Consider the following 22221-nt stretch of genomic DNA (forward strand, 5'->3'; position numbering starts at 1 on the left):
AAAAGGGCGACCGAAGTCGCCCTTTTTTATTGCTGCTACCGATCAGCCGCGACGGCGCAGGGCTTCGATGCGCTCTTCCAGCGGCGGGTGGCTCATCAGCAGGCCGGCCAGGCCCTGCTTGAGGCCGCCGTTGATGCCGAAGGCGTTGAGGGTGTCGGGCATGTGCACCGGCACACCTTGTTCCGAGCGCAGGCGCTGCAGGGCGCCGATCATCGCGTTGGTGCCGGCCAGGCGGGCGCCGGCTTCGTCGGCGCGGAACTCGCGTTTGCGCGAGAACCACATGACGATGATGCTGGCCAGGATGCCCAGTACCAGTTCGGCGACGATGGTCGCGATGTAGTAGGCGATACCCTGGCCTTCTTCGTTCTTGAAGATCACCTTGTCGACGAAGTTGCCGATGATGCGGGCAAAGAACATCACGAAGGTGTTGACCACGCCTTGCACCAGGGCAAGGGTGACCATGTCGCCGTTGGCCACGTGGCCGATCTCGTGAGCCAGTACGGCGCGCACTTCATCGGGCGAGAAGCGCTCGAGCAGGCCCTGGCTGACCGCTACCAGGGCGTCGTTGCGGTTCCAGCCGGTGGCGAAGGCGTTGGCCTCGTAGGCCGGAAAGATACCCACTTCGGGCATCTTGATGCCGGCTTCGCGGGACAGTTCCTCGACGGTCTGCAGCAGCCATTGTTCGTGGCGGGTGCGCGGTTGGCTGATGATCTGGGTGCCGGTGCTCATCTTCGCCATCCACTTGGAGATGAACAGCGAGATCAGCGAGCCGGCAAAACCGAACACCGCGCAGAAAATCAGCAGCTGGTCGAGTTTGAGGTCAACCCCGTTGGCCGCCATGAACCCGTTGAAGCCAAACAGGCTCAGGGTAATGCTGGCAATCAGCACAACCGCGAGGTTGGTGGCCACAAACAGTAAGATGCGCATCATGGTTGTTACGTTCTCCTGACGGATAAAAGTGTCACGTATGCGGGGTATATAAGGTGCGCGCTGCAGTGATTCAACCGGGCGACTATTTCAAACTGTGTACTTGCCTTTATTACAGACGAATTCCAGCAACCCGCACGCCAGAGCGGCGGGTGATGTAAGGGCTGAATGCTGGGTCTGAAAGGTCTGCGCCGAGGGCGGCGCAGACGTTTCCATATGCGCAGTAGGTTACTGCTGATATGTCTTCAGGAAGTTTCCGATCCGGCCAATGGCCTGCTCGAGGTCGTCTACCCGTGGCAGGGTCACGACGCGGAAGTGATCCGGCCACGGCCAGTTGAAGGCAGTGCCCTGGACGATCAGCAGCTTTTCCGACAGCAGCAGGTCGAGGACGAACTTCTCGTCGTTGTGGATCGGGCAGACTTTCGGGTCGATGCGCGGGAACGCATACAGCGCGCCCATCGGCTTGACGCAGCTGACCCCGGGGATGCTGTTGAGCAGCTCCCAGGTGCGGTTGCGCTGCTCAAGCAGGCGGCCTTGTGGCAGTACCAGGTCGTTGATGCTCTGGTAGCCGCCCAGGGCGGTCTGGATCGCGTGCTGGCTCGGCACGTTGGCACACAGGCGCATGTTGGCCAGCATGTCGATGCCTTCGATGTAGCTCATGGCGTGATGCTTGGGCCCGGAGATGGCCAGCCAGCCGGAGCGGAAGCCCGCCACCCGGTAGGACTTGGACAGGCCGTTGAAGGTCAGGCAGAGCAGGTCCGGGGCCAGCGAGGCGGTGCTGATGTGCACGGCTTCGTCATAGAGGATCTTGTCGTAGATCTCGTCGGAGAACACCACCAGGTTGTGCTGGCGGGCCAGTTCGAGCATGCCCAGCAGCAGTTCGCGCGAGTACACCGCGCCGGTCGGGTTGTTCGGGTTGATGATCACCAGGGCCTTGGTGTTGGAGGTGATCTTGGCCTTGATGTCGTCCAGGTCCGGGAACCAGTCGGCCTGCTCGTCGCACAGGTAGTGCACCGGGTTACCGCCAGCCAGGCTCACCGCGGCGGTCCACAGCGGGTAGTCCGGGGCCGGAATCAGCACTTCGTCGCCATTGTTGAGCAGCGCCTGCATCGACATCACGATCAGCTCGGAGACGCCGTTGCCCAGGTAGATGTCTTCGATACCGACACCTTCGACCTGTTTTTGCTGGTAGTACTGCATCACCGCCTTGCGCGCGCTGAACAGGCCCTTGGAGTCGCTGTAACCCTGGGCGGTCGGCAGGTTGCGGATCACATCCTGGAGGATCTCGTCCGGCGCCTCGAAACCAAAGGGCGCCGGGTTGCCGATGTTCAGCTTGAGGATGCGATGGCCTTCCTCTTCCAGGCGTTTGGCGTGCTTGAGCACCGGGCCGCGAATGTCATAGCAGACATTGGCGAGCTTGTTCGATTTGCTGACCTGCATGATGTGATCCCGATTAGAAAAGATCGCCGCGCATTGCGCTGTGAAAACGTTTGAAATGCGTATGACGCGGGTGCCAGACTGATGTCTGATGAGGCGCAATAATATACGTGCCGCCCGCCCTGTGGAAAAGCCATGGCGCGGGGTTTTTGGACAGATGAGGCCTGATGATGGAAAAACTCGCGAAAACCCTTGAAGAATGGCGCGCCATGCTCGACCCCGAGCAGTACAACGTGTGCCGCCTGAAGGGCACCGAGCGGCCGTTCAGCGGCAAATACAACGGCACCAAGACCGACGGCGTCTACCATTGCATCTGCTGCAACGAGCCGCTGTTCGATTCGAGCAGCAAATTTGATTCCGGGTGCGGCTGGCCTAGCTTCTATGAGCCGATTGCCGACAGCGCGATGATCGAAATTCGCGATACCTCCCACGGCATGATTCGTACCGAAGTCACCTGCGCCAAGTGCGACGCCCACCTGGGCCACGTATTTCCCGACGGTCCGCCGCCGACCGGGCTACGCTACTGCATCAACTCGGTCTGCCTGGACCTGGTGCCACGCTGACAAAGGAGCAAGGTCATGGCCGACGCAATGCTGAAGATTCCCTGCATTACCCTGACCGGTGAGCAAAAAGCCCTGGCCGATTACCCGGCCAAGGCAGTGCTGGTGGTCAACACCGCCAGCCAGTGCGGATTTACCCCGCAATACAAGGGCCTGGAGCAGCTCTGGCAACGTTACCGCGAGCAGGGGCTGGTGGTGCTGGGCTTTCCCTGCAACCAGTTCGGCAAGCAGGAGCCGGGCGATGCGAGCGAGATTGCGCAGTTCTGCGAGCTCAAGTTTGGGGTCAGCTTCCCGTTGTTTCGCAAAATCGAAGTCAACGGCGCCGGAGCCCATCCGCTGTTTATCGAGCTGAAAAAGCGCGCCCCAGGGCTGTTCGGCTCCGAAGGCATCAAGTGGAACTTCACCAAGTTCCTGCTCGATCCGGCCACCGGCAAGGTCACCCGCTATGCTCCGAGCACCAAGCCGGACGCCTTGGCCGGTTCGATCGAGAAACTGCTCAGGTAGCCGTCAACGGCACCCAGTGATCGATCAGCGCCAGCAATTCCTCGCGGCGAAACGGCTTGGCCAGGTAGTCGCTCATCCCTGCGGCCCGGCAGCGCTCGCGCTCTTCGGGCATGGCGTTGGCGGTCAGGGCGACGATCGGCAGGTCTGGCCAGCGCCCGCTCTGGCGGATCCGCCGACTGGCTTCATAGCCGTCCATCACCGGCATGTTGCAGTCCATCAGCACCAGGTCGAAGGGTGACTGCTCCAGCTGTTCGAGGGCGTCGGCGCCATGGGCGGCGACGCTGACCTCACAGCCGAGCTTGGCCAGCATACCCTTGGCCACCAACTGGTTCACCGGGTTGTCCTCGACCAGCAGGATGCGTGCACGGCGTTCGCTGTGCGAGGCGCCGCCAAGCGGTGACTGGTTGATGTGGTCGGCGCCGTGCAGGGTGCGCCGCAGTGTCTGATACAGGGCGTTGCGGGCCAGCGGTCGGGCCTGCTGCTGCAAGGGCGCCAGGTGCGCGGCCTGTTCGCCGGGCAGGAAATTGCCATAGGCGGTAACCAGCAGGATTGGCGCACTGATCTGCGGACGCAAACTGAACAGGCAATCCAGGTCGTCGGTGATCAGCAGGTCCGGGGTCGCGTCCTTGAGTTGCTCTGGCGTGTCGTAGCGCTGGTAGCCCAGGCCCCAGCCGGGCAGCAGTGTCTGCAGCAGTTCGGCCAGGCCGCTGCTGGCATTGCTGATGGCCGCAACGCTGCCATGCAAAGGTTGCGCGGGCACCGCCGCGGTATGGCTGGGCAGTGGCAGCTCGGCGCTGAACTGGCTGCCAAAGCCGGCTTCAGAACTGATGCTCAGGCGCCCTTGCATGGCTTCGCAGAGGTTATTGGTCAGCGCCAGGCCCAGGCCGGTACCGCCGTATTGGCGGGTGATACCGGCGCCGGCCTGGGTGAAGGGCTGAAAGATCCGTACCTGGGCTTCGCTGGGGATGCCGATGCCGGTGTCGCAGACATCCAGGCGAACGCCGCCGGCGTAGCTGCAAAGGCGCACATCGACGCGACCAAAGCGAGTGAACTTCAAGGCGTTGGACAGCAGGTTGCTGACAATCTGCCGTACCCGTGTCGGGTCGCCGAGCACCATCGAGGGAAACTGCGGGTCGATCAGGCAGGTCAGCTCGACACTGGGCGCGGCGTTCTGCGACAGCAGGTTGGCGGTGTCTTCGACCAGCGCGCCGAGGTCGAAGGGAATGCGTTCAAGCTCCAGTTGCCCGGCATCGAACTTGGACAGGTCGAGAATATCGTTGAGCAGCTCGACCAGAACCTTGCCCGAGTCGTGGGCAATCGACAGCTGCTGGCGCTGCTCGGCATTGAGCGGGCTGTCCAGTGACAGCGCGATCATCCCCAGCAGGCCATTGAGCGGGGTGCGAATCTCGTGGCTCATGTTGGCCAGAAAGGCCGCGCGTGCCTGGGCCATGTCCAGGGCGCGGCGCCGGGCGTCTTCGAGTTCTTCGTTGGACTGGCTGAGGCGAGTGTTGCTGGCCTTGAGCTCGTTGGTGCGCGCCGAGACGATGTTCTCCAGCTCGTTGAGGTAGTCGGTCAGGCGGTTTTCGGCGTTGCGCCGCTGCTGGATCTCGGTGGCCATGCTGACGAACTGCTGGTTGGCGACCTTGACCAGCACGCCGATTTCGTCCTGCTCGTGGCCGGGTGGAAACGACAGTTTGGACTGCGCCGGGTTGCGCGAATCACTGTTGCTCAGGGCGCTGATCACCCGCACCAGCGGCTGGGTCAGCATGATGTAGAACAGGCCGAGAAGAATCCCGGTCAGGACCAGGCTGCGCACAAAGCCATTGAGCAGGGTGACTTCGGCGCGCTTGAGAAAGCGGCTGCCAAAGGCAAAGGTATCGACGTCCAGGTACAGGGTGCCGAGGTATTCGTCGGGCATATGGCTGAGAAACAGCTGGTCGCGAAACTGGCGCGATTCGCCGAAGAGGAAATCGCTGATCAGCCGGTAGCTGCTTTCCTGGCGTGGGCGCTGAACATCGGCGAGGACGGTGTCGTTGTTGTCGATCAGCCAGGCGCGGGTGATCGCCGGCGATTGCAGCAGGCCGCGGGTCAGTTCCTGGGCCAGTTCGGCATCGATGTTATAGGCGATGCGCGAAGCCGGGTTATGGCTGATTTGCAGCAGCGCCTGCATCTCGCGGTTGATGGAGGCGTCTTCACTGGCATAATCGATACCGATCTGGATGAGACTGAGCAATGTACCCAGGATGAAGCCGACCAGGACCGTCAGCCGGGCTTGCTTGTAGGACAGGCGATTGGTGAACTTGATATCCATGAGTCCCGAGCCAGTTTCACGTTCCGTGCGCTGCGCAAGCATAGCCGATCAGTCCCGGCTGCTGGCACGCCCTGTCACACATTCAGCTGTGCTTTTGTCCTTGCATCTGTCTTGAGGAATTCTTGTGGACTCACGTTTGAATGCTTTTCTGGAGCGCGCCGAAACCGTACTTGCGCGCCTTGAGCCCCTGTTGCCGGCGCCACGCCCGAGCATCGACTGGTCGCAATGCCTGGCTGCGCGCTGGCAGCGCGATGGCCGTAGCGGCTACCTGCTGCCGCTGCAGGTCAGCCTCGACATGCGCCTGTCCGACCTGATCGGCGTCGATCAGCAGCGCGAGCAACTGGGGCGCAACACCCGCCAGTTTCTCGATGGCATGCCGGCCAACCACGCACTGCTGTGGGGCTCGCGCGGTACCGGCAAGTCGTCGCTGGTGCGCGCACTGCTGGCCGAGCATGCCGAAGCCGGCCTGCGCCTGATCGAAATCGAGCGCGATCACCTGGCCGACCTGCCGCGGGTGGTCGAGCAACTGCAGAAACTGCCGCAACGCTTCGTGTTGTTTTGCGATGACCTCTCGTTCGAAGCCGGGGAGGGCGACTACCGGGTGCTCAAGAGCGTACTCGACGGCTCGCTCGAACAGGCGCCGGATAACGTGCTGCTGTATGCCACCTCGAACCGCCGCCACCTGGTGCCGGAAAAACAGAGCGACAACGAAAACTGGAAGATGGTTGACGGCGAGCTGCATCCCAACGAAGCGGTGGAGGACAAAATTGCCCTGTCTGACCGCTTCGGGCTGTGGCTGTCGTTCTACCCCTTCACCCAGGAGCATTTTCTCAACGTGGTCGAGCACTGGATCACCCAGCTGGCGCAGAGCGCTGGCCTGGCCTGGCGCCGCGACGAGGAACTGGACATTCTCGCCGTGCGCTGGGCAACCGGTCGCGGCAACCGTAACGGCCGTTGTGCCTACCAGTTCGCCCGTTACTGGGTGGGACTGAAACTGTTGGAGCAAAAATCATGATCGACCTCAACGCTACCGGCGCCGGCCTCGAAGGCTACGGTCTGCTGGCGGCACAACTGGAAGCCCTGCTGGCCGATGAGCGTGACTTCATCGCCAACGCCGCGCAGTTTTCGGCGTTTCTCTACAGTCAGGTCGAAGACCTGAACTGGGCCGGCTTCTACCTCAACCGCAACGAGCAACTGCTGTTGGGGCCATTCCAGGGGCAGGTGGCCTGCGTGCGCATCCCGTTCGGGCGTGGTGTATGCGGCGCGGCTGCGGCCAGCCGGGAAACCCAGCGGGTGGAAGATGTGCACGCGTTTCCCGGGCACATTGCCTGCGACAGTGCATCGAACAGCGAGTTGGTGATTCCGCTGGTAAAGGATGGCCGATTGATTGGCGTGCTGGACCTCGACAGCCCTAAGCTTGCCCGTTTCAGTGAAGTGGATCAGGCGGGGCTGGAGCGTTTGGCGGGGATTTTCCTGCGACTGACCGATTGCTGACGAGCGCTTTGCACTCGATCGCTGGCAAGGCCAGCTCTCACAGGTCTTGTATGTAGCGAACCTTGTGGGAGCCGGCCTTGCCGGCGATTGGGTCAATTAGAACTCAGTCGTAGATGACCTTTTTCTTCCAGTCTTCGGTGGTATCGGTCTTCAGGCCTTCGGTCAGGGCGTTGGTTTCGTCCTCGGCCGGTTCCAGCTGGCTCAACACCTGGGCATTGGCGCGGGCCAGCAGCTTCTCCATGTATTCCAGTTGTTCGCGGTAAATCACCGGGTCAGGCTGCTTGCGCAGGTATTGCACGCCACGCTCGAAGGCCAGGCGCGCGTGCCCCGGCTGGTTCTGTTGCAGCGCCTGCTGGCCGAGGTTGTTGAAGAACTCGATGTGCAGCAGCACCAGGATGTGGCGAATTTCCTTGACCCAGTACTTGGCCTCGTTGGTCGGCAGGAAGCCTTCCTGGGCGGCGCGGGTGATCTGGTTGTGCATGCCTTCCAGCAAAAAACGCACATCCTTGGCCCGGGCTTCGGTCTGGATCGGCATCGGCGGGTTGTTCACCGGCAGTGCTTCACCTTTGGCAATCAGCCCTTCGAGTTCGGCGATCCGTGCGCGAATATCGCGGCTGTGCTTGTCCAGGGCCAACTGGCGCTGGTTGAGGTTGAGTTCCAGGCGGGTCAACAGCAACTTGAGGGCCGGGGTCATCAACTGGCCAGGAAAGGTTTCGGTGATTTCGCCACAACGGCGCAAACGTTCGGCCAGCTCGATCTTCAGCCGGGCACGCTCGAGCTTGTTGTTCTCGACCACGTTGTTCAGGTAGCCGATCACGATCAATAACGCGATCCCCGCTACTATAAGCAGGGTGATCAGAAGTGGTGTCACCGTTAACGCCTCATACAGGATGATTTACTGTTTGAGTGTAGTGGCTAAGCTTTTAGCCGGATAGAGCTGTTTGGCGGTTGCCCGGGGGCGATTGATGGCCTTTTGCTGGTAGATCGCCGTGGCTGCTGGGCCGAAGGCGGGTAGGGCGTCAGAAAATAATCGTCAAGCCTCAGGCGCGCGTTGCCCTGGCGCAAGGCTGCAAAGCGCCGGGAAGTCATTGATTTAAATAAATTTATACAGAGGGGTTGACGGCTTATCAAAGCATCCCTAGAATGCGCGCCACTTGCAGCGTAAAGCACACAGCGGAACGCGGCAGGGAGTGAATGTTGTAGCGTGTCCCCTTCGTCTAGTGGCCTAGGACACCGCCCTTTCACGGCGGTAACAGGGGTTCGAGTCCCCTAGGGGACGCCAATGCGGGAATAGCTCAGTTGGTAGAGCACGACCTTGCCAAGGTCGGGGTCGCGAGTTCGAGTCTCGTTTCCCGCTCCAGTTTACAAAGGCTTTGCTTAACGGCAGGGCTTGTAAAAACCCAGCGTCAGATCTTTATGGTTTGAGTTGGTAACTGAAGCATGCATTGCATGTTTCGGGCGTCGTCCCCTTCGTCTAGTGGCCTAGGACACCGCCCTTTCACGGCGGTAACAGGGGTTCGAGTCCCCTAGGGGACGCCATTTTTGCGGGAATAGCTCAGTTGGTAGAGCACGACCTTGCCAAGGTCGGGGTCGCGAGTTCGAGTCTCGTTTCCCGCTCCAAATATGGTGCTCCAGCGTTTGATAACGCTGTAGTGATGGAACAAGGGCGTCAGTGCTTGTTCTTGCCGGTCCGGCCGGTCGCTACAAATTTGCGGGAATAGCTCAGTTGGTAGAGCACGACCTTGCCAAGGTCGGGGTCGCGAGTTCGAGTCTCGTTTCCCGCTCCAAATAAAGAAACGCCGTTCGTTTGAACGGCGTTTTTTTTCGTCTCGATTTTATCCGCTGTCTGCGTGCGGCAGGGCTGTTGTCAGCCCTGCGCAGCTTCATCGCTTAATGCTTGCTGTCGTCGTCCGACATGCTCAGCAGCTGTTTTTCCTGGTTCCAGTCGAAGGGTTCATCATTCTGCTCGGCCTCGAAGCGGCGCTCTTCCAGTTCCTGGTACATGTCCAGTTCGTTCTCCGGCATGAAGTGCAGGCAGTCGCCGCCAAAGAACCACAGCAGGTCGCGCGGTACCAGGTGCGCGACCTGTGGATAACGCTGGATGACCTGGCACATCAGGTCCTGGCCAAGATAGGTGCTTTCCGGGTCGACGGGCAGTTGCAGCATCAGATCGTCGAAGCGCTCCAGAAACAACGCGTGGCTTTCTTCCGGCACCTGCTCGGCTTCGCCCAGGGCAACCAGGATGGTGCGCAGGTGGGTGAGCAGGGCGAGATGGTATTCCAGGCGATCGGTAGCCATGCAGGCAGTCCTCTTGAGCAAAAACGGGCGCGGGAGTATACGGCTCCCGGCGCCCGATGTCCCGGCCCTTAGCGAATCTTGCCGTCGGCCGGTAGCAGTTGCTCCTTGTCGAAGGCATCGACATCGATCACCCGCCGGCGTGCCGACTCAGCGGCATGCAGGCTTTGCGCCTCACTGGCTTGCAGCACGCCAGCGTGCAGCGCCGCGTCGATAGTCGACTCGCCTGGCGCAGGGTCAACCTGGCCACTCTTGACGGCCTGGTGCAGTTTTTTACGCAGCGGCGCGCCGGCGCTGAGTAAATCGCAGGCCTGTTGCAGGGCGGCAACCGGGTCGCCGTCCGCTTGCGGCCGATAACAACCGGCAAGCAGCTCCTCCAGCGCCGGGTCACCCTTGGCGCGGCCGATCAGTTCGGCAATCTCCGCGTCCAGTTCGTCGCTTGGCCCGGTATGCCGGCGGCCGAAGGGGAACACCACCAGGCGCAGGGCGCAACCGAGCAAGCGGTTGGGGAAGTTGTCGAGCAAGCGGTCCAGGGCTTTTTCGGCTTGGCCAAGGCTCTCCTCCAGGGCCCAACGCAGCAGCGGTTGCAGGTACTCGGGCGAATTCAGGTCGTGGTAACGCTTGAGCGCCGCCGAGCTGAGGTACAAATGACTGAGCACATCGCCCAGGCGCGCCGACAAACGCTCGCGACGCTTGAGTTCGCCGCCCAGGAGCATCATGCACAGGTCGGCGAGCAAGGCGAACGCCGCCGACTGGCGATTGAGGGCGCGGAAGTAACCTTGGCTTAACGCGTCGCCCGGGACTTTCTCGAAATGGCCCAGGCCCAGGCCGAGCACCAGGGTACTGGCGGCGTTACCGACGGCAAAACCAATATGCTGCATCAGCAGGTGATCGAACTCCTTGAGCGCCTGGTCGTGGTCTTCGCGACCGGCCAGGGCCATTTCCTTGAGTACGAACGGATGGCAGCGAATCGCCCCCTGGCCGAAGATCATCAGGTTGCGCGAGAGGATGTTGGCGCCCTCGACGGTGATGAAGATCGGCGCGCCTTGCCAGTTGCGTCCCAGGTAGTTGTTCGGGCCCATGATGATGCCCTTGCCGCCGTGCACGTCCATGGCGTGCTGGATGCATTCGCGCCCGCGCTCGGTGAGGTGGTACTTGAGAATCGCCGACAGCACCGAGGGCTTTTCGCCCAGGTCCACGGCCTTGGCGGTGAGCAGTCGCGCACTGTCCATCAGGAAGGCGTTGCCGCCAATGCGCGCGAGGGATTCCTGGATACCTTCGAAGGCCGCCAGCGGCACGTTGAACTGCTCACGAATCTGCGCGTACTGGCCGGTCACCAGGCTGGTGTACTTGGCTGCACCAGTGCCCACGGCTGGCAAGGAAATCGAGCGGCCCACCGACAGGCAGTTCATCAGCATCATCCAGCCCTTGCCGAGCATGTCCTGGCCGCCGATGAGAAACTCCAGCGGCACGAACACATCCTTGCCGCTGTTGGGGCCGTTCATGAACGCCGCGCCCAGGGGCAGGTGACGCTTGCCGATTTCGACGCCGGGGGTGTCGGTGGGAATCAGCGCGAGACTAATGCCCAGTTCTTCTTTATCGCCCAGCAGGTGTTCGGGGTCGTAGGCCTTGAAGGCAAGGCCAAGCAGGGTCGCGACCGGTCCGAGGGTGATGTAGCGCTTTTCCCAGTTCAGGCGCAGGCCGATGACTTCCTCGCCTTGCCACTGGCCTTTGCAGATGATCCCGGTGTCGGGCATGGCGCCAGCATCGGAGCCGGCCAGCGGACCGGTGAGGGCGAAGCAGGGGATTTCGTCGCCGCGGGCCAGGCGCGGCAGGTAGTGATTGCGCTGCTCGTCGGTGCCGTAGTGCAGCAGCAGTTCGGCCGGGCCGAGGGAGTTGGGCACCATCACGGTGGAAGCAAGGTCGCCGCTGCGGGTCGCCAGCTTCATTGCCACCTGCGAGTGGGCGTAGGCCGAAAAGCCCTTGCCGCCGTACTCCTTGGGAATGATCAGGGCGAAGAAGCCGTGGCTCTTGATGTGCTCCCAGGCCGCGGGGGGCAAATCCAGGTCCTGGCCAATTTGCCAGTCGCTGACCATGGCGCAGAGTTCTTCGGTGGGGCCGTCGATAAAGGCTTGTTCTTCTTCAGTGAGTTCGGCCTTGGAGTAGCCGAGCAGGGTGTTCCAGTCCGGTCGGCCGCTGAACAGCTCGCCGTCCCACCACACGGTGCCGGCGTCGATGGCTTCGCGTTCGGTCTGCGACATTGGCGGCAAGGTGCGCTGGAACCAGCCGAACAGGGGCGCGGTGAGCACTTTGCGGCGCAGGTCGGGGAGCAGCAGGGGCGCGGCGACGGCGGCCAGCAGCAGCCAGAAAATCGTCAGCAGCCAGCCTGGGGCGTGGCTGAAAATGCCCATCGCCAGCAGGTACAGGGCAACGATGCCCAACGCCGGCAAGGCGGCGATGCGACGGTGGGCCAGGTAAGCCACGCCGATCACCAGGACCACTAACCACAACAGCAACATAGGAATTCCTCCGTGAAACATCGGGGCATTTCGCCATCCATCGAAGCTTAGACCGCATCGGCTAAACGGCTTGTCTGAACAGTGACAGGACATGACCTCAGGAGTTCGCCTGCACGCCAAACGATTGCCAGCGCGAGCGCCTGGAGTAGACTGGGCGACCAGCCAAATCATCAGGGAAACGACATGCTCAAGATCTGGGGCAGGAAGAATTCGTCGAATGTCAGGAAAGCACTGTGGTGCGCCGCAGAGCTTGGTCTTGAGTATGAGTCGATCGATGCCGGTGGCGCCTTCGGCCTGGTCAACGAGCCGCAGTACCGGGCGCTGAACCCCAACGGCCTGGTGCCGATGATCGAGGACGACGGCCTGGTGCTGTGGGAGTCCAATGCCATTGTGCGCTACCTGTCGGCGCAGTACGGCTGCGAGTCGGGCTGGTATGAGCAGAACGCACGCAAGCGTGCCGAGGCCGACAAGTGGATGGACTGGGTTACTTCCTCCCTGGCCACGCCGTTCCGGCCGTTGTTCTGGGGCATCCTGCGCACGCCTGCCGATCAGCAGGACTGGGTGGCAATCAATGCCGCACACAAGACCTGCGCGCAGTTGCTGTCGATTGCCGACCAGGCCCTGGCGCACCAGCCGTATTTGTCTGGCGACAAGCTGGGCATGGGCGATATCCCCCTGGGCTGCTTTGCCTACGCCTGGTTCGAGATGCCCATCGAGCGCCCCGAGATGCGCCACCTGCGCGCCTGGTATGAGCGCCTGCAAGAACGTCCGGCCTATCAGGCGGCGGTGATGACGGCGCTGACCTGATTGACGGTTACCGGGAAAGTGCGGTCAAGCTGATAGTTAATATCGATACACATGACTGTACTTGTCTGGTCTGCACAAGCACCATGCTCCTATTCACTGCGGCTGGCCTCGCCCGGCCGCGTCTAGAACCTTCCACACTGGTACGCGACCCGCTATGAGTTCTGCTCTGTCCATAAGGCAGCTAACCAAAACCTACGGCAACGGTTTCCAGGCCCTCAAGGGCATTGACCTGGATGTCGCCGAAGGTGACTTCTTCGCCTTGCTCGGCCCCAACGGCGCCGGCAAATCCACCACCATCGGCATCCTCTCGACCCTGGTCAACAAGACCAGCGGCAGCGTCAGCATCTTTGGTCACGACCTCGATCGCCAGCCCGCCGCGCTCAAGCGCTGCATCGGCGTGGTGCCGCAGGAGTTCAACTTCAACCAGTTTGAAAAGACCTTCGACATTGTCGTCACCCAGGCCGGTTACTACGGTATCCCGGCCAAGGTCGCCAAGGAGCGGGCCGAGCAGTACCTGACCCAGTTGGGCCTGTGGGACAAGCGCGATGTGCCGTCGCGCTCGCTGTCGGGCGGCATGAAACGCCGCCTGATGATCGCCCGCGCGCTGATCCACGAGCCGCGCCTGCTGATCCTCGACGAGCCGACCGCGGGTGTGGATATCGAGCTGCGCCGGTCGATGTGGAGCTTTTTGACCGAGCTCAACCAGAAAGGCATCACCATCATCCTCACCACCCATTACCTGGAAGAGGCTGAGCAGTTGTGCCGTCACATCGGCATCATCGACCACGGCACCATCGTCGAGAACACCAGCATGCGCGCCTTGCTGAGCAAGCTGCATGTCGAGACCTTCCTGCTCGACCTCAAGCAGGACCTGCCCCAGGCGCCAAACCTGGTCGGCTATCCGTGCCGCTTGATCACCCCGCACACCCTGGAAGTGCAAGTTGACAAGGAAGTGGGCATTACTGCGCTGTTCGGCCAGCTGGCGCTGCAGAACATCGAGGTGCAGAGCCTGCGCAACAAGACCAATCGTCTCGAGGAGCTGTTCGTGTCCCTGGTTGAGAAAAACCTGGCAAAGGTGGCGGTATGAGTTCGGAACTGAGCGCCAACCTGGTCGCCCTCAATACCATCGTCTACCGCGAAGTACGCCGTTTTACCCGGATCTGGCCGCAGACCCTGCTGCCCCCGGCGATCACCATGGTTTTGTACTTCGTGATTTTCGGTAACCTGATCGGCCGGCAGATCGGCGACATGGGCGGCTTCACCTACATGGAGTACATCGTCCCGGGGCTGATCATGATGTCGGTGATCACCAACTCCTACGGCAACGTGGTCTCGAGCTTCTTCGGCAGCAAGTTCCAGCGTTCGATCGAGGAACTGATGGTGTCGCCGGTGTCGCCGCATACCATCCTCGTCGGCTACACCCTGGGCGGCGTGTTGCGCGGCTTGGCGGTAGGGGTGATCGTCACCTTGCTGTCGCTGTTCTTCACCGACCTGCAGGTTCATCACCTGGGCGTGACCATTGTCGTGGTGCTGCTGACGGCGACAATCTTCTCGCTGCTGGGCTTCATCAACGCCGTGTTCGCCCGCAACTTCGATGACATCTCGATCATCCCGACCTTCGTGTTGACGCCGCTGACCTACCTGGGCGGGGTGTTCTACTCGATTACCCTGTTGCCGCCGTTCTGGCAGACCGTGTCGATGGCCAACCCGGTATTGCACATGGTCAACTCGTTCCGCTACGGCATTCTCGGCGTGTCGGACATCCGCATCGGCGTCGCCATCAGCTTCATGCTGGTCGCCACGGCAGTGCTGTATATCGGCTGCGCGCGGTTACTGGTCAGTGGGCGAGGAATGCGCACCTGATTGTTTGACCTTGCGCCGGCGCCACTGCCTGCCGACCCACCAGCGCCAGTAGAGCATGGTCAGGCAGTAGGCGAGGGCGCCGAGCAGCACGCCACACACCACTGAGCCGAGCAGGAACGGCTGCCACAGGGTCGACAGCTGGTCGGTGATCCACTCGAAGGTCAGTTCTTCAGGCAGGGTGCGTGGTGGGATCTGCATCAGCCAGGCGCCCATCTGGTAGGTGCAGAAGAACACCGGCGGCATGGTGATCGGGTTGGTCAGCCACACCAGGCTGACCGCGATCGGCATGTTGCCGCGGACCATGATCGCCAGGCTTGCGGCCAGCAGCATTTGCATCGGAATCGGAATGAAAGCGGCGAACAGGCCGACAGCCATGGCGCGCGCAACCGAATGCCGGTTGAGGTGCCAGAGGTTGGGGTCGTGCAACAGCCGGCCGAGAAAGCGTAAGGATTTGTGTTCCCTGATGCTGGTCGGATCGGGCATGTAGCGTTTGAAGAGACGACGCGGCATGTGGGGTCTCGGCAATCTGAAGGGTGCCAGTATGCACGGATTCTAAAAGTGCCTTATTCAGACTTTGTGACAATTATTTAGCGAGCGGTTGCCGTCACTGATCTAAGCCTCAGGGGGTGGTTTACTTCTGGAGCTTCACGCTTATGCGCACAGGGATGTTGGCGCTTGCACTCGGGCTGCTCAGCCTCGGGTTCCTGCCGGCTTTGCCGCCCGTCTGGATACTTGTCCTGCTGGCAATTGCCGGGCTTTGCTGCCTGCCTACGCGGCTGTGGCCCGCCGGGCTGTTTCTGCTGGGCTTGAGCTGGGCCTGTGTCTCGGCGCAATGGGCGTTGGATGAGCGCCTGGCGGCGCAGTTCGATGGCCGTACCCTGTGGATAGAGGGCCGGGTTACTGGTTTGCCGGAGCAGGGTGCGCGCTCGGTGAGGTTCGAGTTGAGCGATGCCGAGTCGCGCCGGGGGCAATTGCCAAGGCGCATGCAGCTCAGCTGGTTCGGCGGCCCGGCGGTCAATAGCGGTGAATACTGGCGTTTGGCAGTCAGCCTCAAGCGCCCCGCAGGTTTGCTCAATCCTCACGGCCCGGACCAGGAGGCCAACCTGTTGGCCCGGCGCATCGGCGCCACCGGCAGCGTCAAGGCCGGCGAGCGGCTGCTGCCGGCAACGGCGGCCTGGCGGGATGATCTGCGCCAGCGCTTGCTCAGCGTTGATGCCCAGGGCCGGGAGGCGGCGCTGGTGGCCTTGATACTCGGCGATGGCGGCGCTTTGGCGCGCCAGGACTGGCAAGCGCTGCAGGCCACCGGCACGGTGCACTTGCTGGTGATTTCCGGCCAGCATATTGGCCTGTTGGCCGGGCTGGTATACGCCTTGATTGCCGGGCTGGCGCGCCTGGGCTGGTGGCCGCAACGGCTACCCTGGCTGCCTTGGGCCTGTGCGCTGGCCTTTGCCGCAGCACTGGCCTATGGCTTGCTGGCCGGGTTTCAGGTGCCGGTGCAGCGCGCCTGCATGATGCTGGCCATGGTGCTGCTCTGGCGCCTGCGCTTTCGTCACCTGGGTGTCGGGCTGCCGTTGTTGCTGGCGCTCGATGCAGTGCTGCTGTGGGAACCATTGGCCAGCTTGCAGCCGGGCTTCTGGCTGTCGTTCATGGCCGTGGCCATTCTGATCTTCACCTTCAGCGGCCGCCTTGGCGCCTGGAACCCCTGGCTGGCCTGGAGTCGCGCCCAGTGGTTGATCGCCATCGGCTTGCTGCCGGTGCTGCTGGCGCAAGGTTTGCCGGTGAGCCTGACGGCGCCGCTGATCAATCTGCTGGCAGTGCCGTGGATCAGCCTTGCGGTGTTGCCAATGGCGTTGCTCGGCACTGTGTTGCTGCCGGTGCCGCTTCTGGGGGAAGGCTTGCTGTGGCTTGCCGGCGGCCTGCTCGACGGTTTGTTTCGCTTGCTGGCGCATGTGGCGATTTGGCAACCGGCCTGGATCCCAGAACCATTGCCGTTCTGGGCCTGGTTGCTGGTGTGCCTGGGGGCATTGCTGGTGTTGTTGCCGCGTGGCATACCGATGCGGGTGCTGGGCTGGCCATTGTTGCTGTTGGCGGTGTTTGCGCCCCGAGAGCGCGTGCCGCAGGGGCAGGTAGAGGTCTGGCAGCTGGATGTCGGCCAGGGGCTGGCCTTTGTGCTGCGCACCCGGCACCACGCCATGTTGTATGACGCCGGCCCGGCCATGGGCGATTTCGATCTGGGCGAGCGGGTAGTGCTTCCCAGCTTGCGCAAGCTGGGGGTAAGCAAGCTCGACCTGATGTTGCTCAGCCACGCCGACGCCGATCACGCCGGGGGCGCCCGCGCCGTGCAGCGCGGGTTGCCGGTGCTGCGGGTGCAGGCTGGTGAGGCTGCGGCCTTGCCTGAAGTGCTGCAAGCGCAGCCGTGCAGCAGCGGCGAACGCTGGCAGTGGGACGGGGTGAATTTTTCACTGTGGCAGTGGCAGGATGCTGGCGACAGCAACCAGGATTCCTGTGTGCTGCTGGTCGAGGCAAACGGCGAAAAACTGCTGCTCACCGGCGATCTCGATGCCCGTGGCGAACGGGCCTGGGCGCGGGGCTGGCAGGCGACCACGGTCGACTGGCTGCAATCGCCCCATCACGGCAGTCGCAGCTCCTCCAGCGAGGCCTTGTTAAAGGCTGCTACCCCGCGCGGCGTGCTGATTTCGCGCGGGCGCTACAACGCCTTCGGGCATCCGCACCCGGAGGTCATGGCGCGCTATCGGACGCATGGTATCCAGGCCTATGACAATGTCGACCACGGTGCCTTGCGCCTGCGCCTGGGTGTGTTCGGCGAGCCTGAGGGGTTGCGTGCCCAGCGGCGTTTCTGGCGTGAACCGAGATGACGACCTTCGGCAGATGAGCCCCCTGGGGTCCTATGGTAAAGTGGCGGACTTTTTCGAGGGGATGCTTACTGTGTGGGAATTGGTCAAGTCCGGTGGCTGGATGATGCTGCCGATCATTCTGAGTTCCATCGCTGCCATGGCGATCGTCGCCGAGCGTCTCTGGACCTTGCGCGCCAGCCGGGTTACGCCACCGCACCTGCTGGGCCAGGTGTGGATGTGGATCAAGGACAAACAGCTCACCAGTGACAAGCTCAAGGCCCTGCGCGCCGATTCGCCGCTGGGCGAGATCCTTGCCGCAGGCCTGGCCAACTCGCGCCATGGCCGCGAAATCATGAAGGAATGCATCGAAGAGGCCGCAGCGCGTGTCATTCACGAGCTGGAGCGCTACATCAATGCCCTGGGCACCATCGCCGCCATGGCGCCGCTGCTGGGCTTGCTCGGCACCGTGCTGGGCATGATCGACATCTTCAGCGCCTTCATGGGTACCGGCATGACCACCAATGCTGCAGTGCTCGCCGGCGGTATCTCCAAGGCACTGATCACCACCGCGGCCGGCCTGATGGTCGGTATTCCGTCGGTGTTCTTCCACCGTTTCCTGCAGCGTCGTATCGACGAGCTGGTGGTCGGTATGGAGCAGGAAGCGATCAAGCTGGTCGAAGTGGTGCAGGGCGACCGTGATGTCGACCTGGCCGAGGGCAAGGCGTGAAATTCCGGCGCAAGCCACGGGAGACCGTGGACATCAACCTGGCCTCGCTGATCGACGTGGTGTTCATCCTGCTGCTGTTTTTCGTGGTCACCACCACCTTCACTCGCGAAACCCAGTTGCGTGTCGAGCTGCCGGAGTCGGTCAGCGGCGCGCCGGCACCGGATTCGGAGCTCAAGCAACTGGACATCACCATCAGCGCCGACGGCGTCTATTCGGTGAACAACCACCTGTTGCCCAAGAGCGACCTGGCGACCCTCATTGAAGCCCTGCAGCAGGAATCCGCAGGGGACACCAAACTGCCGTTGTCGATCAGCGCCGACGGCAAGACCCCGCACCAGGCGGTGGTGACTGCCATGGATGCGGCCGGCAAGCTCGGTTTCAGCCAGTTGCGCATGACCACGGTCGAGGCGGCTCAGGGGACGCCCTGATGGCCTTTGCCGATCGTCTGCTCGATGCCTGGTACGCCGGGCATCCGGCCCTGGCGCTGCTGCGTCCGCTCGAAGCCCTCTATCGTCGCGTGGTGCTGGGCAAGCGCGCGCGCTTTCTCAGTGGCGAGAGCCCCAGCTACCGCGCGCCGGTGCCGGTCATCGTGGTGGGCAACATCACCGTCGGCGGCACCGGCAAGACACCGATGATCCTCTGGTTGATCGAGCATTGCCGCCAGCAGGGCCTGCGTGTCGGCGTGGTCAGCCGTGGCTATGGCGCCAGGCCGCCACAGTTGCCGTGGCGCGTACGTGCCGAGCAAAGCGCGGCTGAGGCGGGTGATGAACCTTTGCTGATCGTCCAGCGCAGCGGCGTGCCGCTGATGATCGACCCGGACCGTTCGCGTGCGGTTCAGGCATTGCTGGCCAGCGAGCCGCTGGACCTGATCCTGTGTGACGACGGCATGCAACATTACCGGCTGGCCCGCGACCTGGAACTGGTGTTGATCGATGCCGCCCGTGGCCTGGGTAACCGCCGCTGCCTGCCGGCCGGCCCCCTGCGCGAGCCGGTGGAACGCCTGCAGGACGTCGACGCGGTGCTTTACAACGGCGCCACGACCGACCGCGAAGACGGTTTTGCCTTTGCCCTGCAACCTACTGCACTGGTCAACCTGCGCAGTGGCGAGCGCCGTGGCCTCGACTTCTTTGAGCCAGGCCAGGCCGTGCACGCGGTGGCCGGCATTGGCAACCCGCAACGTTTCTTCAATACCTTGCAGGGGCTAAACTGGCGACCTGTGCCACACCCTTTTGCCGATCATGCCCAATACAGCGCCCAGGCCCTGAGCTTCAGCCCTGCGCTGCCCCTGGTCATGACCGAGAAGGACGCGGTCAAATGCCGCGCCTTCGCTGCCGACGACTGGTGGTACCTTGCGGTCGATGCTGTGCCTTCGCCGGCCTTCAAGGCCTGGTTCGACACACAGCTTGCACGCTTGCTGCCCGGGTCGCGGCCCTCCTGATTCGTTTCTTTTTCCGGCCACTGGCCTGAGGAATTTCCATGGACACCAAACTGCTCGATATCCTTGCCTGCCCGATCTGCAAGGGCCCGCTCAAGCTCAGCGCCGACAAGACCGAGCTGATCAGCAAGGGCGCGGGTCTGGCCTATCCGATCCGCGACGGTATCCCGGTGATGCTCGAAAGCGAAGCCCGTACCCTGACCGATGACGAGCGTCTGGACAAATGAGCCTGGCCTTTACCGTTGTGATTCCGGCGCGGCTGCGCTCCACGCGCTTGCCCGGCAAGCCGTTGCTGCCGATTGCCGGCAAGCCGATGATCCAGCACGTCTGGGAACAGGCTCGCAAAAGCAGCGCCAACCGTGTGGTAATCGCCACCGACGACGCGGATATCTTCAAGGCCTGCGAGGCCTTTGGCGCTGAAGTGCTGATGACCCGCGAAGACCATGACTCCGGTACCGACCGTTTGGCTGAAGTCGCCGCCAAGCTGGGCCTGGCTGCCGATGCCATCGTGGTCAACGTGCAGGGTGACGAGCCGCTGATTCCGCCGGTGATCATCGATCAGGTGGCGGCCAACCTGGCGGCCCATCCCGAGGCCGGCATCGCCACCCTGGCCGAGCCGATCAGTGACGTCGAAGCGCTGTTCAATCCCAATGCGGTCAAGGTGGTCAGCGATTGCAATGGTCTGGCCCTGACGTTCAGCCGCGCACCGTTGCCCTGGGCGCGGGATGCCTTTGCCCAGAACCGTGAGCAGATGCCGCAAGGCGTGCCGTACCGTCGCCACATCGGCATGTACGCCTATCGCGCCGGCTTCCTGCAGGACTTCGTCGCCTGGGGCCCGTGCTGGCTGGAGAAGACCGAATCGCTGGAGCAGTTGCGGGCGCTCTGGCATGGCGTGCGTATTCACGTTGCCGATGCCATCGATGCGCCGCCCGTGGGCGTCGATACCCCTGAAGACCTGGAGCGCGTACGGCGCTTGCTGGAGGCCTGATGCGGGTTTTGTTCGTGTGCCTGGGCAATATCTGCCGCTCGCCTACCGCCGAAGGCGTGCTGCGTCAGCAATTGCGCGCCGAAGGCCTGGCCGAACTGGTCGAAGTGGCGTCGGCTGGCACTGGCGACTGGCATGTCGGCAAGCAGCCTGATGCGCGCACCTGCCGCACCGCGCGCATTCGTGGCTATGACTTGTCGCAGCAGCGTGCGCAGCAAATCAAGGCCGCGCACTTCAATGACTACGACCTGATCCTGGCTATGGACAAGAGCAATCTTGGCCATCTGCAGGGCATGCGCCCGGCCACGGCCAAAGCCGAGCTGGACCTGTTCCTGCGCCGCTATGACGGCGCGCTGGATGAGGTGCCGGATCCTTACTACGGCGCCGAGGAGGATTTCGAACAGGTCCTCGACCTGATCGAAATCGCCTGCAGCCGTTTGGTCACCGAACTCAAGGGTCGTCTATGAGCGGGCAGTGGCAGCAACAAGTTTCGCTCAAGCCATTTAACACCTTCGGTATCGACGTTAAGGCCCAGTTTTTCACTGAAGCCCACAACGACGAAGAGGCTCGTCAGGCCTTGGCCCAGGCGGCTGATCAGGGAGTACCGGTGCTGGTGGTGGGAGGCGGTAGCAACTTGTTGCTGACTGCCGATATCCAGGCGCTGGTGCTGCGCATGGCCAGCCGTGGCCTGCGCATCTTGTCTGACGATGGTGAGCGGGTGGTGGTCGAGGCCGAAGCTGGCGAACCCTGGCACCCGTTTGTGCAATGGAGTCTGGCCCAAGGCCTGGCCGGGCTTGAGAACCTCAGCCTGATTCCGGGCACGGTCGGCGCCGCGCCGATGCAGAACATTGGCGCCTATGGCGTCGAGATCAAGGACGTGTTCGCCGGGCTCACCGCACTGGATCGCCAGACGGGTGAGCTGCGCGACTTCAGCCTGCAAGAGTGCGCCTTCGCCTACCGCGACAGCCTGTTCAAGCGCAACCCGGGGCGCTGGTTGATCCTGCGGGTGCGCTTTGCCTTGAGCCGGCTCATGCATGCCCACCTGGACTACGGTCCGGTGCGCCAGCGCCTGAACGAGCAAGGCATCAGCCAGCCGACGGCGCAAAATGTCAGTGATGCGATTTGCAGCATCCGCCGGGAAAAACTGCCTGACCCGGTCGAGCTGGGCAATGCCGGAAGTTTCTTCAAGAACCCGGTGGTGGCAGCTGTGCTGGCCGACAAGATCCGTTTGCAGTATCCGGGGCTGGTGGCTTATCCACAGGCTGATGGCCAGTTCAAGCTGGCTGCCGGCTGGCTGATCGAACAGGCGGGCTGGAAGGGCCATCGCGAAGGCGATGCCGGGGTGCACCGATTGCAGTCGCTGGTGCTGGTCAACTATGGCCAGGCCACCGGTGTGCAGTTGCATCAGCTGGCGCAGAAGATCCAGGCCGATATCCTCGAGCGTTTCGGGGTTGAGCTGGAGATGGAGCCAAACCTTTATTAACCGCTCCCAACGGCAATAA

Annotated in this window: 22 protein-coding genes and 5 tRNA genes; 20 read left to right on the plus strand and 7 right to left on the minus strand. The window is 62.5% G+C overall.

All coding sequences use genetic code 11. From position 1 onward, the window contains the following. Positions 1–42 precede the first annotated feature (42 nt). Positions 43–930 carry a protease HtpX gene (htpX, locus tag JYG36_RS08335; RefSeq protein WP_045195215.1) on the minus strand — a complete coding sequence of 296 codons (888 nt, stop codon included), beginning with the start codon at positions 928–930 and terminating at the stop codon, positions 43–45. 225 nt (positions 931–1155) lie between these two features. Next, positions 1156–2367 carry a pyridoxal phosphate-dependent aminotransferase gene (locus JYG36_RS08340; protein ID WP_123567230.1) on the minus strand — a complete coding sequence of 404 codons (1212 nt, stop codon included), beginning with the start codon at positions 2365–2367 and terminating at the stop codon, positions 1156–1158. Positions 2368–2534: 167 nt separating this feature from the next. Between JYG36_RS08340 and msrB the strand changes: the two genes are divergently transcribed. Together msrB and JYG36_RS08350 are read left to right on the plus strand one after the other, a co-directional pair. Continuing rightward, positions 2535–2927, plus strand: coding sequence for a peptide-methionine (R)-S-oxide reductase MsrB (gene msrB, locus JYG36_RS08345; RefSeq protein ID WP_045195211.1), 393 nt, complete (start codon positions 2535–2537; stop codon positions 2925–2927). A 15-nt stretch (positions 2928–2942) separates the two neighbouring features. Next, positions 2943–3428 (plus strand): glutathione peroxidase, encoded by a 486-nt coding sequence (locus JYG36_RS08350; protein ID WP_045195209.1) that lies wholly within the window; start codon positions 2943–2945, stop codon positions 3426–3428. On the opposite strand, the gene JYG36_RS08355 is transcribed toward JYG36_RS08350, so the two are convergent. After that, positions 3421–5781: a response regulator gene (locus JYG36_RS08355; protein WP_213603570.1), complete on the minus strand. Its 2361-nt coding sequence runs from the start codon at positions 5779–5781 to the stop codon at positions 3421–3423. The two genes, JYG36_RS08350 and JYG36_RS08355, sit on opposite strands and share 8 nt — an antisense overlap. 82 nt (positions 5782–5863) lie before the next feature. Here JYG36_RS08355 and JYG36_RS08360 point away from each other — a divergent pair, with 82 nt between their 5' ends. Both JYG36_RS08360 and msrC read left to right on the plus strand, forming a co-directional pair. Next, entirely contained in the window at positions 5864–6754 is an 891-nt protein-coding gene (locus JYG36_RS08360) for an ATP-binding protein (protein WP_045195206.1), read from the plus strand. Next, complete coding sequence (gene msrC, locus JYG36_RS08365) at positions 6751–7233, plus strand: free L-methionine (R)-S-oxide reductase MsrC (protein WP_093380555.1); 483 nt, start codon at positions 6751–6753, stop codon at positions 7231–7233. The genes JYG36_RS08360 and msrC overlap by 4 nt, the downstream gene beginning before the upstream one ends. A 103-nt stretch (positions 7234–7336) precedes the next feature. On the opposite strand, the gene JYG36_RS08370 is transcribed toward msrC, so the two are convergent. After that, complete coding sequence (locus JYG36_RS08370; RefSeq protein WP_045195204.1) at positions 7337–8104, minus strand: hypothetical protein; 768 nt, start codon at positions 8102–8104, stop codon at positions 7337–7339. A gap of 335 nt (positions 8105–8439) precedes the next feature. On the opposite strand from JYG36_RS08370, the gene JYG36_RS08375 reads away from it, so the two are divergent. The 5 genes from JYG36_RS08375 (at position 8440) to JYG36_RS08395 (ending at position 9020) form a co-directional block, all read left to right on the plus strand. Then, positions 8440–8515: transfer RNA gene (locus tag JYG36_RS08375), tRNA-Glu, on the plus strand. Positions 8516–8517: 2 nt separating this feature from the next. Continuing rightward, a tRNA-Gly gene (locus JYG36_RS08380) sits at positions 8518–8593 on the plus strand. Positions 8594–8696: 103 nt separating this feature from the next. Next, positions 8697–8772: transfer RNA gene (locus JYG36_RS08385), tRNA-Glu, on the plus strand. Between the two features lie 5 nt (positions 8773–8777). Continuing rightward, positions 8778–8853, plus strand: a tRNA-Gly gene (locus JYG36_RS08390). A gap of 91 nt (positions 8854–8944) precedes the next feature. Continuing rightward, a tRNA-Gly gene (locus JYG36_RS08395) sits at positions 8945–9020 on the plus strand. Positions 9021–9123: 103 nt separating this feature from the next. Here JYG36_RS08395 and JYG36_RS08400 read toward each other — a convergent pair. Both JYG36_RS08400 and JYG36_RS08405 read right to left on the minus strand, forming a co-directional pair. After that, positions 9124–9531, minus strand: a complete 408-nt coding sequence (locus tag JYG36_RS08400) for a PA2817 family protein (RefSeq protein WP_045195203.1) — start codon at positions 9529–9531, stop codon at positions 9124–9126. A gap of 68 nt (positions 9532–9599) precedes the next feature. Continuing rightward, on the minus strand, positions 9600–12047 hold the full coding sequence (locus JYG36_RS08405; RefSeq protein ID WP_213603572.1) for an acyl-CoA dehydrogenase: 2448 nt from the start codon (positions 12045–12047) through the stop codon (positions 9600–9602). Positions 12048–12230: 183 nt separating this feature from the next. Between JYG36_RS08405 and JYG36_RS08410 the strand changes: the two genes are divergently transcribed. From JYG36_RS08410 to JYG36_RS08420, 3 genes are all read left to right on the plus strand, one after another. Then, positions 12231–12854, plus strand: coding sequence for a glutathione S-transferase (locus JYG36_RS08410; protein ID WP_093380561.1), 624 nt, complete (start codon positions 12231–12233; stop codon positions 12852–12854). 154 nt (positions 12855–13008) lie between these two features. Further along, positions 13009–13941: an ABC transporter ATP-binding protein gene (locus JYG36_RS08415; protein ID WP_213603574.1), complete on the plus strand. Its 933-nt coding sequence runs from the start codon at positions 13009–13011 to the stop codon at positions 13939–13941. After that, positions 13938–14717: an ABC transporter permease gene (locus tag JYG36_RS08420; RefSeq protein WP_045195195.1), complete on the plus strand. Its 780-nt coding sequence runs from the start codon at positions 13938–13940 to the stop codon at positions 14715–14717. Before JYG36_RS08415 ends, JYG36_RS08420 begins: the two co-directional genes overlap by 4 nt. Here the strand turns inward: JYG36_RS08420 and JYG36_RS08425 are convergent. Beyond that, a complete protein-coding gene (locus JYG36_RS08425) occupies positions 14685–15227 on the minus strand; it encodes a DUF2062 domain-containing protein (RefSeq protein WP_045195193.1) in 543 nt (180 codons plus the stop codon). The two genes, JYG36_RS08420 and JYG36_RS08425, sit on opposite strands and share 33 nt — an antisense overlap. 143 nt (positions 15228–15370) lie before the next feature. On the opposite strand from JYG36_RS08425, the gene JYG36_RS08430 reads away from it, so the two are divergent. From JYG36_RS08430 to murB, 8 genes are all read left to right on the plus strand, one after another. Beyond that, complete coding sequence (locus tag JYG36_RS08430) at positions 15371–17593, plus strand: DNA internalization-related competence protein ComEC/Rec2 (RefSeq protein WP_213603577.1); 2223 nt, start codon at positions 15371–15373, stop codon at positions 17591–17593. Between the two features lie 70 nt (positions 17594–17663). Then, the gene (gene pocA, locus JYG36_RS08435; RefSeq protein WP_176794233.1) at positions 17664–18299 is read left to right on the plus strand and encodes a flagellar polar localization protein PocA; all 636 of its coding nucleotides are present in this window, start codon (positions 17664–17666) and stop codon (positions 18297–18299) included. Then, entirely contained in the window at positions 18296–18727 is a 432-nt protein-coding gene (pocB, locus tag JYG36_RS08440; RefSeq protein WP_045195189.1) for a flagellar polar localization protein PocB, read from the plus strand. The genes pocA and pocB overlap by 4 nt, the downstream gene beginning before the upstream one ends. Further along, positions 18727–19737 carry a tetraacyldisaccharide 4'-kinase gene (gene lpxK / locus JYG36_RS08445; RefSeq protein WP_093380565.1) on the plus strand — a complete coding sequence of 337 codons (1011 nt, stop codon included), beginning with the start codon at positions 18727–18729 and terminating at the stop codon, positions 19735–19737. The genes pocB and lpxK overlap by 1 nt, the downstream gene beginning before the upstream one ends. A gap of 38 nt (positions 19738–19775) precedes the next feature. Continuing rightward, positions 19776–19961, plus strand: a complete 186-nt coding sequence (locus JYG36_RS08450) for a Trm112 family protein (RefSeq protein WP_038994143.1) — start codon at positions 19776–19778, stop codon at positions 19959–19961. Then, positions 19958–20722 carry a 3-deoxy-manno-octulosonate cytidylyltransferase gene (kdsB, locus tag JYG36_RS08455; protein ID WP_045195184.1) on the plus strand — a complete coding sequence of 255 codons (765 nt, stop codon included), beginning with the start codon at positions 19958–19960 and terminating at the stop codon, positions 20720–20722. The genes JYG36_RS08450 and kdsB overlap by 4 nt, the downstream gene beginning before the upstream one ends. Beyond that, positions 20722–21186, plus strand: a complete 465-nt coding sequence (locus tag JYG36_RS08460; protein WP_045195182.1) for a low molecular weight protein-tyrosine-phosphatase — start codon at positions 20722–20724, stop codon at positions 21184–21186. The genes kdsB and JYG36_RS08460 overlap by 1 nt, the downstream gene beginning before the upstream one ends. After that, positions 21183–22202: a UDP-N-acetylmuramate dehydrogenase gene (murB, locus tag JYG36_RS08465; RefSeq protein ID WP_213603579.1), complete on the plus strand. Its 1020-nt coding sequence runs from the start codon at positions 21183–21185 to the stop codon at positions 22200–22202. Before JYG36_RS08460 ends, murB begins: the two co-directional genes overlap by 4 nt. Positions 22203–22221: the final 19 nt, after the last annotated feature.

The sequence above is a fragment of the Pseudomonas sp. SORT22 genome (assembly GCF_018417635.1).
Taxonomy (GTDB): domain Bacteria; phylum Pseudomonadota; class Gammaproteobacteria; order Pseudomonadales; family Pseudomonadaceae; genus Aquipseudomonas.